The organism is Agrobacterium sp. DKPNP3 (assembly GCF_052686535.1).
On the sequence record NZ_JBQYSN010000007.1, the window covers coordinates 1 to 12,792 of the forward strand.

11 protein-coding genes and 1 riboswitch are annotated in these 12,792 nt (G+C 60.5%); of the genes, 3 read left to right on the forward strand and 8 right to left on the reverse strand.

Translation table 11 applies throughout. From position 1 onward, the window contains the following. The 3 genes from cobN to ACUTJJ_RS03370 all read right to left on the reverse strand — a co-directional run. On the reverse strand, nt 1–2,968 hold a 2,968-nt coding region (cobN, locus tag ACUTJJ_RS03360; RefSeq protein ID WP_445541295.1), incomplete at its 3' end, for a cobaltochelatase subunit CobN. Between the two features lie 55 nt (nt 2,969–3,023). Further along, a complete protein-coding gene (gene cobW, locus ACUTJJ_RS03365) occupies nt 3,024–4,061 on the reverse strand; it encodes a cobalamin biosynthesis protein CobW (RefSeq protein ID WP_445541296.1) in 1,038 nt (345 codons plus the stop codon). Next, nucleotides 4,058–4,483, reverse strand: a complete 426-nt coding sequence (locus ACUTJJ_RS03370) for a DUF1636 family protein (protein WP_445541297.1) — start codon at nt 4,481–4,483, stop codon at nt 4,058–4,060. The genes cobW and ACUTJJ_RS03370 overlap by 4 nt, the downstream gene beginning before the upstream one ends. Nucleotides 4,484–4,601: 118 nt before the next feature. Next, nucleotides 4,602–4,814, reverse strand: a riboswitch (cobalamin riboswitch). Nucleotides 4,815–4,941: 127 nt separating this feature from the next. Between ACUTJJ_RS03370 and cobO the strand changes: the two genes are divergently transcribed. Further along, nucleotides 4,942–5,559: a cob(I)yrinic acid a,c-diamide adenosyltransferase gene (cobO, locus tag ACUTJJ_RS03375; RefSeq protein WP_209086556.1), complete on the forward strand. Its 618-nt coding sequence runs from the start codon at nt 4,942–4,944 to the stop codon at nt 5,557–5,559. 1 nt (nt 5,560) lies between these two features. Beyond that, the gene (locus ACUTJJ_RS03380; RefSeq protein WP_445541336.1) at nt 5,561–7,018 is read left to right on the forward strand and encodes a cobyric acid synthase; all 1,458 of its coding nucleotides are present in this window, start codon (nt 5,561–5,563) and stop codon (nt 7,016–7,018) included. Here ACUTJJ_RS03380 and cbiB read toward each other — a convergent pair. Then, nucleotides 7,005–7,970 (reverse strand): adenosylcobinamide-phosphate synthase CbiB, encoded by a 966-nt coding sequence (cbiB, locus tag ACUTJJ_RS03385; RefSeq protein ID WP_445541298.1) that lies wholly within the window; start codon nt 7,968–7,970, stop codon nt 7,005–7,007. The two genes, ACUTJJ_RS03380 and cbiB, sit on opposite strands and share 14 nt — an antisense overlap. Here cbiB and cobD point away from each other — a divergent pair. After that, complete coding sequence (gene cobD, locus ACUTJJ_RS03390) at nt 7,969–9,015, forward strand: threonine-phosphate decarboxylase CobD (protein WP_445541299.1); 1,047 nt, start codon at nt 7,969–7,971, stop codon at nt 9,013–9,015. The genes cbiB and cobD overlap by 2 nt on opposite strands. Here cobD and ACUTJJ_RS03395 read toward each other — a convergent pair. The 4 genes from ACUTJJ_RS03395 to ACUTJJ_RS03410 are packed head-to-tail and all read right to left on the reverse strand — an operon-like array spanning nt 8,997 to nt 12,789. Then, complete coding sequence (locus ACUTJJ_RS03395; protein ID WP_445541300.1) at nt 8,997–10,274, reverse strand: L-fuconate dehydratase; 1,278 nt, start codon at nt 10,272–10,274, stop codon at nt 8,997–8,999. The genes cobD and ACUTJJ_RS03395 overlap by 19 nt on opposite strands. 36 nt (nt 10,275–10,310) lie before the next feature. Then, nucleotides 10,311–10,640, reverse strand: coding sequence for an L-rhamnose mutarotase (locus tag ACUTJJ_RS03400; RefSeq protein ID WP_445541301.1), 330 nt, complete (start codon nt 10,638–10,640; stop codon nt 10,311–10,313). Between the two features lie 11 nt (nt 10,641–10,651). Next, nucleotides 10,652–11,782, reverse strand: coding sequence for a mannitol dehydrogenase family protein (locus tag ACUTJJ_RS03405; RefSeq protein ID WP_445541302.1), 1,131 nt, complete (start codon nt 11,780–11,782; stop codon nt 10,652–10,654). Then, nucleotides 11,779–12,789 (reverse strand): zinc-binding alcohol dehydrogenase family protein, encoded by a 1,011-nt coding sequence (locus tag ACUTJJ_RS03410; protein WP_445541303.1) that lies wholly within the window; start codon nt 12,787–12,789, stop codon nt 11,779–11,781. Before ACUTJJ_RS03410 ends, ACUTJJ_RS03405 begins: the two co-directional genes overlap by 4 nt. Between the last annotated feature and the right edge of the window lie 3 nt (nt 12,790–12,792).

Here is a 12,792-nt window from a genome sequence, read left to right on the forward strand (position 1 = left end):
CCGGATCGGTCGTATCCAACGCGACGATATCGGCAATATCTCCGAGGGCAGCCTTCGCCGCGGAAAAACCGCCGATGAAGGCGACATCGGAAGAACCGTCGAGCAGATCCCGACCGGGATCATCGCCGGTGTGAACAAGAAGATCGGCCCGGCGCACCAGCTCGGTAAAGCCGGCATCTTCAACGATATCGAGCCCATCGGCGCCGCCAAAAGCATGGTTCGCAGCCTCGAGATATGCCCGCCCCAGCTCCTCGCGTTCATCCCAGGTACCGCTCGCCAATTTTTCCTCAATACCGGCGCCATAGGTGCCGGGCGCGGAACCGAAGATGCGCGGGGGAATACGCCCGAGTGCCGCGGCCTCTTCCGCCAGAGGATTATCGCCCGGCGCTTCATCCCGGCGCGCGACTGTTTTGGCAGCGGCGTCGAGAAGCGCGATCAGCGCTGGAAACATATCGCGGAACAGGCCGGAAATGCGGAACGTCACATCAACGCGCGGTCGCCCGAGGCTGGCAGGCGGCAGAACCTCGATACCGGTCACGCGGCCGGTCGCGGGATCATGCATCGGACGTGCCCCCATCAGATGCAACGCCTGCGCCACATCTTCGCCGCCGTTGCGAAGACTGGCGCTGCCCCAGAGATCGAAGACGAGGCTTTTCGGCCACTCACCATGGGTTTGCAGATGATGACGCAATATCTCTTCCGCTGCCATTCTACCGAGTTCATATGCCGTCGGCGTCGGCATGGTGCGGGGATCAGCGGCATAAAGATTGCGACCGGTAGGAAGCACATCAAGCCTTCCGCGCGCGGGTGCACCGGAAGGCCCGGGCACGATATGGCGGCCGTCGAGCGCGGCAAGCAGGGCGGCTTTTTCCGATTCGGCGCTCTGCCGCCTCAAAGGATCGGTCTCATCCTCGTCACAACGTCCGAACACATGCTGGCCGTCCTTGATCGCGAAGTCCTTGAGGTCGCAGAGAAAGGCATCGATGCGCGACAGCGCCGCATCCGGATCATCCTTCGCGGCCACACCCGCATCGGCCGCAAGCCCGGTCTCCAGCGCCTTTTCAACAATCAGTTTTGCCAGCCGGTCACGACGACGTCGATCCAGCCCGTCAGCCTGCGCATACTCATCCACCAGTTGCTCCAGCGCCGACTGCTCCGGTGAAAGCCCGGCATTGACCAGCACGGGAGGAACATGCCCGATCGTCACGGCCGCGATCCGCCGCTTTGCCACCGCCGCTTCACCAGGATTTGACACGATGAAAGGGTAGACGACGGGCAATGAACCGGTGACGATTTCGGGGAAACAATCTCGCGAAAGCGCCACCGTCTTGCCAGGCAACCATTCCAGCGTGCCGTGCGCACCCACATGGACGATCGCATGGGCATCGGCCACCCGCTGCATCCATACACCGAAAGCAACAAGGGCATGCCGAGGCGGGAGCGCCGGGTCATGATAATCCACCCGTCTATCCTCATTGCGCCCGCGGTCTGGCGCAAGCGCCACAATCACATTGCCGAAGCGGGCGGCCCGAAACCGAAAAGCGCCTTCCGTCAACCCCTCGTCATCGCCTGCAGCGCCCCACGTTGCAGTAATTGAAGCGGCAGCTGCCAGCGGTAGTCCGGAAAGAAACTCCTCATAAATGGACAGATCGACCGTAGCTTCCTGGGCGTCGACCCGTTCGAGCAGTGTTCGAGCCGTTTCGGGAATGTCCTCCACCGTATAGCCCGCCTGCTTCAGATCACGCAATATTTCGAGAACGCTTTGCGGCACATCGAGACCGACGGCGTAGCCGGTTCGCCCCGGCGCGGCACCGGGATAGTCAGGCATCAGGACAATGATCCGGCGATCCCGAGCAGCAGCACTCCGCAAGCGCAGCAAAGCGGCAATACGGTTTGCCACCTGTTCGACACGGTCAAGCTCGGGGACATTGATCAGGCTCGTGCCACCGACCATGCGCGGCTGTTTGAATGAGATCGCACCGGCGAGAATCCGGCCATCCAATTCCGGCAGGACCACATGCATCGCAAGATCGGAAGGGTTGAGACCGCGGGCGTTTTCCGCCCAGCCATCCCGTCGCGTCGTTGCCATCACCACTTGAAACACCGGAACGCCCATCCGGTCGAACAAGGTTTCCCCTTCATCATCCGTCTGACTGGCAAAAGCGGTCCCAGCAACGATGGCGGCGGGCGCGATATCGGGCAACACGGTCGCGAGAAAACGGATCGCCTCGCGATCCTTCAGGCCGCTGACAAAAATCGGAACGGGCGCAAAGCCGCGGCGCGACAGCGCCTCGTACAGGGCATCCACGGGCGCGACATCATTCGCCAAAAGCATGGAGCGATAAAAGAGAATGGGCAGAACCGGAGCGCCGACGGCAAAGCCGGCACAGGCTTGCAACCTGTCCACCACGCCTGAACCCGGGCGGTAAAAACCGACTTTTGGCAACGGTTCGGCCATGATCTCGGGCCAAACCCCACCCCTTGCTAGGGCAGCAAGACCAGCGGCGAGGCGGCGCATATTTTCCTGCCCGCCCTCGCGGAAGAACGAAAGAGCGGACACTAAAATGTCTTGACCGACGCTAGAAGCAGCCTCCAGTTTTTCGTCCCGCTCGCTGCATTCGCCCGGCAGGAGCAGAAGCCTGATGCCACGTCGCCGCGCGAGCATGGAAAGCTGGTCGACGCCGTAACGCCAGCGCTCCGCGCCGCCGAGAATCCGGATAAGGATCGCGCGCGCGTGCTCCGCCGTCTTTTCGATCCAAAGATCGACCGACATGGGATGCCGAAGCTCTGACAAGTTGGCGCAGGAAAGGGTGGTCGACGCGTCCTCCGCCTGTCGCCAAGCCTGTTCCAGCCCTGCCAGATCGCTTGCTGAAAAAGACAGCATCACCACATCTGAGCGAGGCTGGTTGAGGTCAACCGGCTCGATCAGGTCGTCCAGGGACGATGATGTGGTGGCAAGAATATGCATCTAAAGCATGTCCATCAGACGTCTGTCGCTGCTTGCGCCCGGATAAATGCGTGTGTCAGGCAGCCAGCATCTGCTCGATCTTCTCACGGTTGATGCCCTTTTCGCCGATGACGACAAGGCGGCTGCGGCGCTCTTCACCTGCGGCCCACGGCCGATCGTAATAGTGGTTCACGCGGCTACCGACGGCTTGCACCTGCAACCGCATCGGCTTGGTGGATACCTCGATGAAGCCCTTGATACGCAGGACATTCTCAGCCGCTGCCGTTTCGGCAATGCGGATCGCAAGGGCTTCCGGATCGGCAACAGCCGGCAGATCAATGACGAAGCTGTCGAAATCATCATGCTCGTGGTCAAGTTCGCCGTCATGATGGGTGCGGCGGTTTTCAATATCGTCTTCGACGGCAAGGCCAAGGCCGATCAGCACGGCAGGGTCGATGGCGCCATTGGAGGCCACGACGATCTTTGCCGCCTTCGGCAGATGGTCGAGAATATGCGCCTTGGCCTTTTCCAAGCCAGCAACGTCAAGAAGATCAGCCTTTGTGAGCACGATGAGATCGGCGCAGGCGACCTGATCCTCGAAAACCTCTTCGACAGGGTCGTCGTGGTCGAGCGCTTCGTCATTGGCGCGCTGGGCGGCGAGCGCCTCCATGTCGTGAGCCACCTGGCCCTCGGCAAGCGCAGCCCCATCCACCACGGCCACCACGGCATCGACAGTAACCCGGCTCTTGATGGCCGGCCACTGGAAGGCCTGTACCAGCGGCTTGGGCAGGGCGAGACCCGAGGTCTCGATGAGAATGTGCTCCACCTTCGGCTGGCGGCTGAGGATTTGTTCGATCGCAGGCTGGAAATCATCCGCCACCGTGCAGCAGATGCAGCCATTGGCCAGCTCGACGATGTTTTCCTCGGGGCAGCTTTCAATGCCGCAGCCTTTGAGGATTTCGCCGTCAATGCCGATGTCGCCGAACTCGTTGACGATGATGGCGAGCCGCTTGCCGTCAAGTTTTTCGAGAAGGCCGCGCAGCAGCGTGGTCTTGCCAGCCCCCAGAAAGCCGGTAACGATGGTGCAGGGAACGCGGTCCAGAAGGGTGCTCATGATCTCTCCTCGGTAAAATCGAAAGGCGGAATGCGCGCGACCATGCCGCGCTTTAAGGATTCGGGGCGGCCGCGCCACGGCATCAGGCCATCGGAGGCGGCAGCAAGCAGTTTCGCCCCGGCCAGCAAATCATCAGCGCCGTCGGTTGTCAGCCCGCCAAAGACGTAGGACCAGCCGTTGGCGCTGCGCAGCACGGCGCTGAGGCCGCGCTTGCAATTGGCAAGGCAGTTGACGGAACGAACCGTGACACCCGCTTCCTCAGCCTTTGCCATGACGGCTTCGACGAGGCGCGAACCCGGGCGCGGTTCCACATTGGCATCGGCTTCATCACGGCAGCTTCTGCAAATGAAAACGGTCACGCCGGGCGCCGTTTCGTCCTGCGTATTTCCGCTGGTGGAAGAAGATGTCGCTGAAATATCCAAGCCGTATCGTTTCCCGCGCCTTGCAAAAATCTTGGGGTGCGGATTTCAAAGACGGCACGCGGGTGGCCGCAAGCCGAACCTTCGAACGAACCGACTGACCGGAGCACCCCGCCCGGCAGACGTTTTTCCTGAAACGGCAGGTCTCCTGGCTCGCGGCTTGACGCCTTGGCACCGCCTTCCCGAACCCATTGCGGGTCCAGTGGCTTTACGGTGCGGGCTTACCGCTTACAGTTGCGGGGGCAGCCACGGAATGACCCATCGTTGGGGTGGAACCGTGTTCCCTCTTAGCTTTTCCCGTTGCCGGGAAAAGACCGTCAGTCCCTTACCCTTAGGCTGAACGGAAGCATGGGTCAATGCCGCGAGCCATCGGCACGGCAGATTGCCGGGTGCGGCAAATTGGGTATAGTCGCCGCTCCTGTGGCGGGCGACTCCGCACAGGTGGAAGAAGAGGAAATTGAATGACACGCGACATCAGCGCCAACGAAGCCGAGCGCCACCGGCAGAAAATGGTCAATCGCAAGACGGTGCAGGACGCCGAGGTTGCTGAAAAGACGATCGAAAAAGGTCTGCTGATGATCAATACGGGTCCCGGCAAGGGCAAGTCCACAGCGGCCTTCGGCCTCGCCCTGCGAATGCTCGGCACCGGGCGAAGGGTCGGCATCGTTCAGTTCATCAAGGGTGCCTGGTCGACAGGCGAACAGCAGGCCCTGAGCTTGTTCGGCGACAGGATCGTGTGGCGCACCATGGGCGAAGGGTTCACCTGGGACACGCAGGATCTGAAACGTGATGTCGCAGCGGCTACGAAGGCATGGGAGGAGGCCAAGGCTCTGATGGCCGATGAAACGATCGGCCTTCTGGTTCTGGACGAACTGAACATCGCCTTGCGTTACGACTACCTGCCGTTGGCGGAGGTTGTTGAGACACTGTCCAGCCGCCGGCCGGATTTGCACGTCATCGTCACCGGCCGCAATGCCAAGCAGCCGCTGATCGACGCGGCGGATATGGTGACGGAAATGACCCTCGTTAAACACCACTTCAAGGCGGGCGTGAAGGCGCAGGCGGGGATTGAATTCTGACATGGTTGCACGGGTGCTGATGTTTCAGGGAACGGGCTCGGATGTCGGCAAATCGCTGATGGTGGCCGGCCTTGCCCGCGCATTCACCCGACGCGGCCTCTCCGTCGTGCCGTTCAAGCCGCAGAACATGTCGAACAATGCCGCTGTCACCGCGGATGGTGGCGAGATCGGCCGTGCGCAGGCGCTACAGGCGCGGGCGGCGGGCGTGCCGCTTTCCGTGCACATGAACCCGGTGCTGCTGAAGCCGCAAAGCGAAACCGGCGCACAGGTGGTCGTGCAGGGCAAGATCATCGGTAATGCCAAGGCGGCCGATTATCAGCATATGAAGGCCGGGCTGATGCCGCGCGTGCTTGATAGTTTCGAGCACCTGAAACAACAGGCCGATCTGGTGCTGGTGGAAGGGGCTGGCAGCGCGTCCGAAATCAACCTGCGCGCCAACGACATCGCCAACATGGGTTTTGCCCGCGCGGCCGATGCGCCGGTGATCCTGATCGGCGATATCGACCGCGGCGGTGTCATCGCCAGCCTCGTCGGGACCAGGGCGGTGCTCGACGTCGATGACGTGGCGATGATCGAAGGTTTCATCGTCAACCGTTTTCGCGGCGATCCGGAGCTGTTTGCGGACGGGATGCAAATAATTTCGGAAAAGACCGGCTGGGCCTCCATCGGCCTTCTGCCGCACTTTGCCGACGCGAGAAAGCTGCCAGCGGAAGATGCGCTTGGACTTTCCGGCCCCACAGAGCTAAAACAGGACGCAAAAATCCGCATCGCCGTGCCGATCCTACCGCATATTTCCAATTTCGACGATCTCGATCCCCTCGACATGGAAGCGGATGTAGAACTCATCCGTATACGGCCCGGTGAGACGATCCCCGCCGATTGCCAGTTGGTTCTGCTTTGCGGCTCGAAATCCACAATTGCCGATCTTGCCGTGCTGAAAGATGCGGGCCTGGACATTGATATAAAGGCGCATGTGAGGCGCGGCGGCTACGTTCTCGGCCTTTGCGGTGGATACCAGATGCTTGGAAAAACCGTTGCCGATCCTGACGGCATCGAGGGACCGCCGGCGACTGTCGAGGGGCTCGGCCTGCTTGATGTCGACACGGTTTTGACGGGTGACAAGCGGCTCGTTTCCGTTCACGGCGCAAGTTTTGATGGCGTTAGTTTATCCGGCTATGAAATGCATGTCGGGGAAACCACGGGAATAGCGGGCGAACTGCCGTTTTCGACGATCAATGGACATGACGATGGCGCGATCTCACCCGATGGCCGTGTCTTCGGCACCTATATTCACGGTCTTTTTGCGGATGACAGCCAGCGCAGCGCGTGGCTGGAGCGTCTCGGCGGGCAGGGCACCGACCTGAATTATGATGCGCAGGTGGATGCGGTTCTCGACCGCCTGGCTGCTCATATGGAGCAGCACCTCGATCTCGACAGGCTGCTTGCTATAGCGCGATAAGGATCGCCAGAAGTCCGAACAGGCCGATCAGCAACAGATCCGCAATCCGCGCCAGCCGCAATGCTTTGCGAATATCACCGGCAACCAGCTCCGACCTTCCGCCTTCGCCCATGAAACGCGCTTCGATCATCTGCCCACCATAAGAGCGGGGACCTGCCAGCGCAAAGCCGAGCGCACCGGCCATAGCCGCTTCCGGCCAGCCGGCATTGGGGGAGCGATGATGGCGCGCGTCGCGGCGTATCGCGGCAATGGCATCGCGAGGGGATGCGCCCTCCACGAAAAATGCCGCGGCAACGAACAGAAAGCCGCTCAGTCTCGAGGCCGGCAGATTGACGAGATCATCAAGACGGGCGGAGGCCCAGCCGAAGGCCTCGTGACGCGGGGACCGATGGCCAATCATGCTGTCGGCCGTGTTGATTGCCTTGTAAGCAGCCCCGCCCGGCAGTCCCAGCAGACCAAGCCAGAGGGCCGGCGCAACGATACCGTCGGAGAAATTCTCCGCCAGACTTTCGATCGCTGCGCGGCAGATTGCAGCCTCATCCAGCCGTTGCGGATCGCGGCCGACAATCATCGACACCGCCTTACGGCCACCTTCAACACCCTCTTGTTCCAGAGCCGTGGCGACGGCCTCTACATGCTGTTCCAGACTCTTCTGCGCCGGAAGCGAGGCGCCGAAAACGGCAAGCAGCAAAAAACCCAAGGGCAGAAAAAGCAGAACGGACTGAGCAGACCAGGCGATGAGGAGCGTCAGCCCGACAAAAACCGCGAGCGCCGCCACACCTGCAGTTTTGCGCTGTGAAAATGACGCACTCTCCCGGTTCCATTTTCTGTCCATGAGCGCGATAAGCGAACCGATCCAGGTCACGGGGTGCCCGATGCGCCGGAACAGCCAGTTCGGATAGCCGGTGACGCGTTCGATCAAGAGCGACAGGAAAGCGAGAGCAAAGAACATGGGCGAGACAGTACCAGATAAGGCGAAAGCTGCGATCCGTCACGGCGGCAATCTCGGCAAGGCGCGTCTGATGTTTCCGGAAGCGCCTGAACCGTGGATCGACCTTTCGACAGGGATCAACCCGCACTCCTACCCGCATTCGCCCATTCCCGCCAGCGCATTCGCCCGCCTTCCGGAACCGAGTGCCGCAGAGGAACTGAAACAGCTGGTAGCAGCCCATTTCGGCGCGCCATCCGCGCGGCATGTAACGCTCTCTCCCGGCACCCAGATGCTGATGCCTCTGCTCGCGCAGATCGCCATCGATCGTGGAGCCCATAACGGTGCCGTGCTTTCGCCCGCTTATGCGGAACATGCCCGGACCGCGCGGATGGCGGGGCTTACCGTCACGGAAGTGGAAAACCTCAGCGAGCTGTCGACCTACGGCTATATCGTGGTGGTCAATCCAAACAACCCCGACGGTCGCGTCACCAATCGCGACGCTTTACTCACGCTCGCCCGGGCGAGAGGTCGCAAAGGCGGCTTTCTTGTCGTTGATGAAGCCTTTATCGAAACGGGCGTCGCCGACAGTCTCGCGGATGCGACCAGTGACGACGCGCTGGTAGTCCTGCGATCTTTCGGCAAATTTTACGGCATGGCGGGCGTGCGCCTGGGTTTTGCCATTGCGCATCCCGACATCGCGGCCGAACTCGAGGCAAGGCTTGGCCCATGGGCGGTTTCCGGCCCGGCGCTGCATATTGCGACCGAAGCGCTGGCGGACAAGGCGTGGCAATCATCCATGCGTCTGCGGCTTGCGCAGGAGGCACGACGCCTCAACGAAATGCTGAAAAAGGCGGGGTTAAAAATCGCTGGTGGCACGTCCCTCTTCACACTGGTGCGGGATGAGCGTGCCAAGGCACTGTTCAACCATCTTGGCCGTCGCGGCATTCTGGTGCGTATCTTCGATGAAAGACCTGATGACATGCGTCTCGGCCTTCCCGGTAGCGAAGCGAAATGGCAGCGCCTCGAAGAAGCGCTGCTCGCCTTCAGTCATCCTTCGAAAGTGTAGGTCTCGATCGACTCCGGCTTCATTTCGATGGAGAAGCCCGGCAGTTTCGGCGGCATGTAAGCGGCGTTTTTGATGTCGCAGGGCTCGATGAAGTGCTCGTGGAGATGATCGACATATTCGATCACGCGGCCCTCCTTGGTGCCCGACACCACCAGATAGTCGATCATCGACAGGTGCTGCACATATTCGCAGAGGCCGACGCCGCCAGCATGCGGCCAGACCGGCAAATTGTATTTGGCGGCGATCAAGAGAACCGCCAGCACCTCGTTCAGCCCCCCCATGCGGCAGCTGTCGATCTGCACGACATCAATCGCGCCCTCGGCGATGAACTGCTTGAACATGATGCGGTTCTGGCACATTTCACCGGTTGCCACCTTCACCGAGCCAATAGCGGCGCGGATTTTGCGATGGCCGGCGACATCATCCGGGCTGGTAGGCTCTTCGATGAAGAAGGGCTTGGAAAAGGCGAGCTTGTTGACCCATTCGATCGCCTGATCTACTTCCCATACCTGATTGGCATCGATCATCAGGTAACGGTCGGGACCGATCACCTCACGGGCAATGGTGAGGCGGCGAATATCGTCCTCCAGATCGCGGCCGACCTTCATCTTCACATGGTTGAATCCGGCATCGATCGCTTCCTGGCAAAGACGGCGCAGCTTGGCGTCGTCGTAACCCAGCCAGCCAGCCGACGTCGTATAGCAGGCATAACCTTCGTTCTTCAGCGTCTCGATACGTTCCTTCTTGCCCGCCTCGGCCTTTCTGAGGATCGCCAGTGCATCATCGCGGGTCAGCACGTCGGTGAGGTAACGATAATCGACAATATCGGCGATTTCTTCCGGGCTCATGTCGGCCACGAGCTGCCACACCGGCTTGCCAGCCTTCTTGGCCAGCAGGTCCCACACGGCATTGACCACGGCACCGGTGGCGAGATGCATCGCGCCCTTGTCCGGACCGATCCAGCGCAGCTGGCTATCACCCGTCAAATGCCGCCAGTATTTGCCGGGGTTTTCGGTGACGGTGGCAAGATCGGTGCCGACGACCAGGTGCCGCATCGCTTCGATGGCCATACAGCAAATGTCATTGCCACGGCCGATGGTGAAGGTCAGGCCATGGCCCTTCAGGCCCGGCTCGTCCGTATCCAGAATGACGTAAGCCGCCGAATAATCCGGGTCGGGGTTCATCGCGTCAGAACCATCAAGGCTCTGGGAGGTCGGGAAACGCAGGTCGAAAACACGCAGATCTGTAATTTTGGTCATGGCCGGTTACTCGCGGTCAGTGTCAAAGAAAATCGTTCAATCGAGGTGGAAGGTCTCTTCCATCATCGCCCACCACTCGCCTTCCTTTCGGCTTTCGAGCGGTTGCTGGCAGGGAATGGTGAAAGACCACCACTTCTGGTTCTTCGGGCTCGCGGCTATCTTCGCCATATCGGCGCTGAAATCTTTGCCGTGATATTCCCAATAGCCGAAAAGCAGATTTTCCGGCTCACGCAGGAAGATCGTGTAATTGCGGATATTGCAGTCGCTGATCAATGCCAGAACCTCCGGCCAGACAGCGGCGTGCAGCCTTTTATATTCCGCGATCATCTCAGGCTTGACGCCGATGACCATGCCCATTCGCTGCATGAAAAACCCCGTTATTGGTTGATGGTGGCAAGCGCCGCGCGCAGCTTTTCCTGCGGCACGTTCAATTCCAGCCGTTCTGCCGCGGCAATGACCGGGGCGAAGCGGCGGCGCTTCTTTTCGTCGTGATTGCCGGCGATATCGGCGATGCGATGCGCGAGAAAGGGATTGCGCAAGCGCTCCCTCAACTGACCGATATAGGCCTTTGCCTCATCTCCCATGCCTCCTGCCGCAAAGACCGGCAGAACCTCGTCCCGCCAGAGTGCTTCCAGATCCGCCACCAAAGCCTCATCGCCCATGGCCTGCCGCACCGTCTCGTCCTTCGGGCGTGCATCCTGCACCCAGCGCTCCGCCAGATAGGAATGGCCGAGATTGAGCAGGAACAGCTTGAGCTTTTCATAGTGGTCGAGCTCGTCGGTCAGCACCACGGCGGGGTGGACGCAGGGAAGAACGAGACCTTCCTGTTTCTCGATCGCCCAGAGGGCATAGGGTTCCGCGACTGCGCCGACGGGATCGATGGGTTCAGACACGATGCGATCCACCAGACTATTGGCGAAACGGCACTTCTCATTCAGATAGAAGGCAAAACCCGCCGGCAATTGCCATTCGTCTGCAAGCCGGCGAATGACTTGGCTCAGCTTTTCGCCGTTGCGCGGCACCAGCTCGCAGGGAAAGATCGATAAAGGCGCTTCAGGGTTCCGCTGAAAACGCTCCAGCAACAGCATGCAGAGCTTGGCCGGAAAGCTTTTCGGCACGATTGTGAAATCGTCAGCGAGCGCAGCATTGTCGGTCGAATCCAGCTCATAACCGCGGTCGCCCGTATTGGACAGAATGACCTGCGCTTCACAGGCAAGGCGGCGGACTTCCGCCCAGTCGGTCGCAGCTGTCAATGCCCGTGCAACGGCCTCACCCTGAACTTCCTCGTCCACTTCCTGCCCGTCGCTGATACCACGAATGCGCACGGGATAAGGTGCGCCGCTGTTCAGCGCCGCCACACGTTTCAGGCTCTCCGCATTGCCGGTCGTCTGAACGATTGTAATGCGCCCCAGCGCCTCTCCCTTGTCCAGGGCCTGCGAAACGAACAAGTCCGCATGGGCGAGGAGAAAGCGGCTGGTGCCAAATTGCAGGATGGGCGTATAGGTCATGCGACCTCCACCATGCCCTTGATGACTCCGGCTTTCGGATCGGTCAGGCCGGCGAACTTCGACGGCACATCGGCAAGTGTCATTCGATGGGTGATCAGCGCGTCAGGCACTTTCCCTTCGCGCAAGGCGCGAAGCACGCGCTCGAAATCATCAGGCGTCGCGTTGCGGCTGCCGAGCAACGTCGTCTCACGCTTGTGAAACTCCGGATCGTTAAAGCTGATATCGCTGGCAACAATGGACACGAGGACATAGGAGCCACCGTGGCCGACAAAGGAAAACCCGCGTTCCATGGCTTTCGGATTGCCGGTCGCATCAAAGACCGCATCGAAGAAATCACCGTCGGTGATGTCGGACAGACGATCCTTGTCACCCTCGCCGAGGGCAACAATATGAGCGACACCGAGGTGTTCCTTGCAGAAATTGAGCCGGTCGGTGCGACCGTCGATCATCGTCACTTCCGCGCCATCGAGAACGGCGAAAACAGCAACCGCCATACCGATCGGGCCGGCACCGACGATCAGGACCTTCTGCCCTTTTTCGACGGCGCCGCGCCGCACCGCATGCGCGCCGATCGCCAGAAATTCCGTCATGGCCGCCTGGTCGAGGCTCAGCCCCTCCGCCTTCAGCACGAATTGCTGCGGTACGCTCAGATATTCCACCATGCCGCCATCGCGATGGACGCCGAGCACACCGATATTGCGGCAGCAATTGCTCTTGCCTTTCAGGCAGGCATTACATTTCTCGCAGGACATATAGGGGATGATGGTCACCACATCGCCGGCGGAAAGATAGCTGCCTTCGGGCGCCTCATCAACCGTGCCGGAAAGTTCATGGCCCATGATACGTGGATAGGAGAGATAGGGCTGGTTGCCGGTGAAGATATGCAGATCCGTACCGCAAACGCCAATCCGGCGAATACGCACCAGCACTTCACCTTCGCCACGCACGGGTTTCGGCAAATCCTTGGCGGTTAGTTGACCGGGAGTGTCACAGAAAATCGCCAGCATGCA

Excerpts from the sequence above, each read along its gene's own strand:
- cobW (WP_445541296.1), bottom strand. The coding sequence starts at position 4,061 with ATGAGCACCCTTCTGGACCGCGTTCCCTGCACCATCGTTACCGGCTTT.
- cobO (WP_209086556.1), top strand. The coding sequence starts at position 4,942 with ATGACACGCGACATCAGCGCCAACGAAGCCGAGCGCCACCGGCAGAAA.
- ACUTJJ_RS03380 (WP_445541336.1), top strand. The coding sequence starts at position 5,561 with ATGGTTGCACGGGTGCTGATGTTTCAGGGAACGGGCTCGGATGTCGGC.
- cobD (WP_445541299.1), top strand. The coding sequence starts at position 7,969 with ATGGGCGAGACAGTACCAGATAAGGCGAAAGCTGCGATCCGTCACGGC.
- cbiB (WP_445541298.1), bottom strand. The coding sequence starts at position 7,970 with ATGTTCTTTGCTCTCGCTTTCCTGTCGCTCTTGATCGAACGCGTCACC.
- ACUTJJ_RS03395 (WP_445541300.1), bottom strand. The coding sequence starts at position 10,274 with ATGACCAAAATTACAGATCTGCGTGTTTTCGACCTGCGTTTCCCGACC.
- ACUTJJ_RS03400 (WP_445541301.1), bottom strand. The coding sequence starts at position 10,640 with ATGCAGCGAATGGGCATGGTCATCGGCGTCAAGCCTGAGATGATCGCG.
- ACUTJJ_RS03405 (WP_445541302.1), bottom strand. The coding sequence starts at position 11,782 with ATGACCTATACGCCCATCCTGCAATTTGGCACCAGCCGCTTTCTCCTC.
- ACUTJJ_RS03410 (WP_445541303.1), bottom strand. The coding sequence starts at position 12,789 with ATGCTGGCGATTTTCTGTGACACTCCCGGTCAACTAACCGCCAAGGAT.